Genomic DNA, 3,320 nt, shown 5'->3' on the forward strand with positions numbered 1-3,320 from the left:
CCCCCACGCCCGAAAGCACCACCCCCTCAAGGTGGCGTGTCTACCAATTCCACCACATCCGCATTTTTAAGCTTTCGCTTATTTGTTAAACATATGATTTATTTGAGGAGTATAAATCGTTTAACGATAGCATTACGCTAAATTAGTTCGGTACGTCAGAGCTTTGCTCTTTCGTAGATGTTACCGGAACATCTTCTTCAACAGGAACTACAGTTTCTACTGCAGGAGCTGCTTCTAGGTTTTCCCACTCGTCAGTCTTTTTAATTTGACCTGCAGTTAGGTTACCTAGCACAATGCTTAAAACAAAAAATACTGTTGCTAAGCTTGTGGTTGTTTTTGTCATAAAGTTACCAGCACCAGACGAACCAAAAACCGTGCCTGAAGCACCAGCACCAAATGAAGAACCCATATCTGCGCCTTTACCTTGTTGAATTAAAACCATTCCAACTAGAGCTAGAGCCACAACTAAATAAACTACTAATAAAATTTCGTACATCTTATACAGTCCCTTTTGCACTGTTACAGATTGCAGAAAAAGATTCTGCTTTTAGACTTGCGCCGCCAATTAAGCCGCCATCTATATCTGTTTGTGCAAATAATAATTCGCTATTTTTTTCATTAACGCTACCACCATATAAGATGGAAAGCCCTTGTGCTAAAGTGCTATCAAGTGCAGCAATTTTATCACGGATAAATTTATGAACAGTTTGTGCCTGCTCTGGCGATGCAGTCTTACCTGTGCCTATGGCCCAAACGGGCTCGTATGCTATCACAGAATCTTTCAGTGCTGCTACACCTAATTTTTCAATTACTGCATCAATTTGTGCAGCAACGACTTGTTCGGTTTGACCGTTTTCTTGCTCACTTTCACTTTCGCCAACACATAAAATTGGTGTTAACCCAACTTCTTGTGCTCTAGCAAACTTTTCAGCGACAGTTTCATTACTTTCGTTATAAATACTGCGGCGTTCAGAATGACCAACGAGTACGTAAGTTGCACCTAAATCTTTTAGAAGCTGTCCGTCTACTTCTCCGGTAAACGCACCAGGTGTATTTTCAGAAACAGTTTGAGCGCCTGTAGAAACACCACTAGCTATCATCGCTGGTACAAGTGGGAATGGAGGAAATAAAACAATGTCCATCTCTTGTGATTTTACATCGTTAATAGCATCAGACATTTGTTTAACTAGCTCTAACGAACCATTCATTTTCCAGTTGCCTGCGACCATCGCCTTGCGTATTGCCATTTTCCACTCCACATTAGAAAGCGGGCGAGATATTAACTTTTCTCGCCCAAAGTTACAAGAGGTTATTGTTATTAATCAGTCTGTTTGCTCATAGATTCTACAACAGCTGCAATTTTTTGAGCGCTGTCTATTACAATTTTTTCTTGCTCGGCTTCAACCATAACACGAACAACAGGTTCTGTGCCTGATTTGCGCAGTAAAACTCGGCCTTTGTCGCCTAAAGCAAGCTCAACTTCTGCTACAGCTGAAAGTACCTCTGGCGCTTTTGTCGGATCTGTTCCAGCGGTATAGCGCACGTTAATCATTTTCATTGGATATTTAGTAAAACCAGCACCCAAATCTTGTAGTGTACGGTTTTGTGCAACCATAGCTGCAAGTACTTGCAAACTTGATATAATGCCATCACCCGTGCTAATTAAATCTAAATTTAATACATGGCCTGAGCTTTCACCGCCAATTTTCCAGCCTTTTTGCTGTAGTAATTCCATTACATAGCGGTCACCCACTTTACTGCGAGCAAACTCGATACCTTTTGCTTTTAAAGCATTTTCAAGACCCATGTTAGACATTACAGTGCCAACTACACCTCCACCCAACATATCATCTTCGGCAGCTTGGCAAGCAATAATATAAACTAAATCGTCACCATCAAATACACGACCATTATGATCAACCATCATTACACGATCGCCATCCCCATCGTATGCAATACCTACGTCAGCTTTAAATTCAAGCACTTTGCGTTTAAGGGTATCTACATGAGTAGCGCCACATTCATGATTTATATTAACGCCATTAGGCTCGCATGCATGTGTTATAACTTCAGCGCCAAGTTCGCGCATGACAGAAGGAGCTATATGGTATGTAGCGCCATTTGCGCAATCGACAACAATTTTAAGCCCTTCTAAAGATAACCCTTGGGGGAACTGGCTCTTACAAAACTCTATATAACGGCCGTCTGCACTAACTAAACGCGAAGCTTTACCTAGTTTATCTGAAGCAACACATGTCATTTGCTCATCAAGCATCGCTTCAATTTGAAGCTCTACTTCATCGTCAAGCTTTAGACCCTGCCCATTGAAAAACTTAATACCGTTATCGTAATAAGGGTTATGTGAGGCACTAATTACTATACCTGCCTCTGCACGAAATGTTTGCGCTAAATACGCAACTGCAGGTGTCGGCATTGGACCCAGTAATACAACATCAATACCAGCGGCAATTAAACCAGCCTCAAGTGCAGTTTCAAGCATGTAGCCAGAAATACGCGTATCTTTACCTATAATGACTTTTTTAGTACCACTTTGAGATAATACGCGCCCTGCAGCCCAACCCAACTTCATTGCAAACTCAGGGTTAATAGGTGGCGTTCCTACTAGACCACGTACGCCATCAGTACCAAAATATTTTCTTTCTTTCATTATGCAATTCCTTTCTCGCAGGCTTGATATACACCAAGTACGTCTGCGGTTTCTTTAACGTCATGTACACGAATAATTTTTGCGCCATTTTGCGCCGCGATTAACGCACCCGCTAAGCTGCCCGCTAATCGCTCATTTGTTTCTCTATTTAATAGATTACCTATCATCGACTTACGAGATAATCCGGCCAATAATGGCAAACCTAACTTGTTAAAATCATCAAACTTAGCCAATATTTGATAGTTATGGCTAAGTGTTTTTCCAAATCCAAAACCAGGGTCTAGAATAAGTCGCTCAAACTTAATCCCTGCTGTTTCACATGCTTTAATACGTTCACTAAAAAACATATTTATATCTGCAAACAGATTGTCGTAATGAGGTGCGCACTGCATGCTGCGGGGTTGCCCTTGCATATGCATTAAACAAATTGCTACATCTTCATACTGCGCAACCGTTTCTAAGGCGTTTATTTCTTGTAGAGCTCTTACATCATTGACTATATCTGCCCCAGCGAGTATTGCTTGCTCCATTACTTGTGCTTTACTGGTATCAATTGAAATAACGCAATCACTGTACTCACGTATCGCTTTAATAGCAGGAATTACTCGGGCTAGTTCATCTTTCAAACTCACATCTGGCGCGCCGGGGCGGG

4 protein-coding genes are annotated in these 3,320 nt (G+C 41.5%); all 4 read right to left on the reverse strand.

Annotated elements, in window-relative coordinates; genetic code table 11:
- Positions 1 to 142: 142 nt before the first annotated feature.
- Entirely contained in the window at positions 143 to 496 is a 354-nt protein-coding gene (gene secG / locus L652_RS0101100) for a preprotein translocase subunit SecG (protein WP_002962769.1), read from the reverse strand.
- A gap of 1 nt (position 497) precedes the next feature.
- Positions 498 to 1,247, reverse strand: coding sequence for a triose-phosphate isomerase (tpiA, locus tag L652_RS0101105; RefSeq protein ID WP_002962767.1), 750 nt, complete (start codon positions 1,245 to 1,247; stop codon positions 498 to 500).
- A 71-nt stretch (positions 1,248 to 1,318) separates the two neighbouring features.
- Positions 1,319 to 2,668 carry a phosphoglucosamine mutase gene (gene glmM, locus L652_RS0101110; RefSeq protein ID WP_002962765.1) on the reverse strand — a complete coding sequence of 450 codons (1,350 nt, stop codon included), beginning with the start codon at positions 2,666 to 2,668 and terminating at the stop codon, positions 1,319 to 1,321.
- Positions 2,668 to 3,320, reverse strand: a 653-nt coding sequence (folP, locus tag L652_RS0101115; RefSeq protein ID WP_024603198.1) for a dihydropteroate synthase, incomplete at its 5' end; no start/stop codon positions are given. The genes folP and glmM, both read right to left, overlap by 1 nt.

This window comes from Pseudoalteromonas sp. TB25, from assembly GCF_000497995.1.
GTDB classification, from domain to species: Bacteria; Pseudomonadota; Gammaproteobacteria; order Enterobacterales; family Alteromonadaceae; genus Pseudoalteromonas; species Pseudoalteromonas distincta.

What these genes read in the sequence shown, in the direction of transcription:
- tpiA (WP_002962767.1), bottom strand. Translation starts at nt 1,247, where the DNA reads ATGGCAATACGCAAGGCGATGGTCGCAGGCAACTGGAAAATGAATGGT.
- glmM (WP_002962765.1), bottom strand. Translation starts at nt 2,668, where the DNA reads ATGAAAGAAAGAAAATATTTTGGTACTGATGGCGTACGTGGTCTAGTA.
- secG (WP_002962769.1), bottom strand. Translation starts at nt 496, where the DNA reads ATGTACGAAATTTTATTAGTAGTTTATTTAGTTGTGGCTCTAGCTCTA.